This window comes from Pandoraea sp. LA3, assembly GCF_022696215.1.
In the GTDB taxonomy this organism is placed as follows: domain Bacteria; phylum Pseudomonadota; class Gammaproteobacteria; order Burkholderiales; family Burkholderiaceae; genus Pandoraea; species Pandoraea capi.
Genome location: NZ_PTPY01000003.1, coordinates 1 through 1340 on the forward strand (window position 1 = coordinate 1; position 1340 = coordinate 1340).

The window sequence follows — 1340 nt, forward strand, 5'->3', positions numbered from 1 at the left end:
TCGGCCACCGAGAAGATCGGCGCTTCCGGATCCTTGTTGATCGCCACGATCACCTTCGAATCCTTCATCCCGGCCAGGTGCTGAATCGCCCCCGAGATGCCCACCGCCACGTACAGTTGCGGGGCCACGATCTTGCCCGTCTGACCCACCTGATAGTCGTTGGGCACGTAGCCCGCGTCCACCGCGGCGCGCGAAGCGCCCAGCGCGGCACCCAGCTTGTCCGCCAGCGGCTCCAGCACCTTCGTGTAGTTCTCCCCGCTGCCCAGCCCGCGACCGCCCGAGACGATGATCTTCGCCGAGGTCAGCTCCGGACGGTCCAGCTTCGTCACTTCACGGCCCACGAACTGCGAGAGACCCGCGTCCGGCGTGGCCGCAACAGCTTCCACCGCTGCGCTGCCGCCCGTGGCCGCCGCCGGGTCGAAGCCCGTCGAGCGCACCGTGATCACCTTCACCTTGTCCGCGCTTTGCACCGTCGCAATCGCGTTACCCGCGTAGATCGGGCGCTCGAACGTGTCCGCGCTGTCGACCTTCGTGATGTCCGAGATCTGCGCCACGTCCAGCAGCGCGGCCACGCGCGGCGCGATGTTCTTGCCGTACGCCGTCGCGTTGGCCAGGATGTGCGTGTAGCTGCCTGCGAGCGACACCACTTCGTCAGCGATGTTCTCGGCCAGACCGTCGCCGAAGTACGGCGCATCCGCCAGCAGTACCTTCTTCACGCCGGCGATCTGCGCAGCCGCATCGGCCGCCGCCTTCGCGTTGTTCCCCGCGACCAGCACATGCACGTCGTCGCCGCATTGCAGCGCCGCAGCCACCGTGTTCAGCGTGGCCGATTTGATCGATTGATTGTCGTGTTCAGCAATGACCAGAATGCTCATCTCGTCGTCTCCCTTAGATGACCTTGGCTTCGGTCTTGAGTTTTTCGACGAGCGTTGCCACGTCCGCCACCTTCACCCCAGCGCTGCGCTTGGGCGGCTCGGCAACCTTCAGCGTCTTCAGGCGCGGGCTCACGTCAACGCCCAGATCCGCGGGCTTGACCGTCTCCAGCGGCTTCTTCTTCGCCTTCATGATGTTGGGCAGCGTCACATAACGCGGCTCGTTCAGGCGCAGGTCCGTCGTGATCACCGCCGGCAGCGACAGCGAAATCGTCTCCAGACCACCGTCAACTTCGCGCGTGACTTGTGCACGGTTATCTGCGACGGTCACCTTCGAGGCGAACGTCGCCTGCGGCAGCTTCGTGAGCGCCGCAAGCATCTGCCCCGTCTGGTTGGAATCGTCGTCGATCGCCTGCTTGCCCAGGATCACCAGTTGCGGCTGCTCCTTCTCGACGATGGCCTTAAGCA

At 65.0% G+C, this 1340-nt stretch carries 2 protein-coding genes; both read right to left on the bottom strand.

The window, feature by feature from the left end; translation table 11 throughout:
• The coding region (locus C5N93_RS00015) for an FAD-binding protein (protein ID WP_242557814.1) at positions 1-875 on the bottom strand (875 nt) is incomplete at its 3' end.
• A 13-nt stretch (positions 876-888) separates the two neighbouring features.
• On the bottom strand, positions 889-1340 hold a 452-nt coding region (locus C5N93_RS00020; RefSeq protein ID WP_242557815.1), incomplete at its 5' end, for an electron transfer flavoprotein subunit beta/FixA family protein.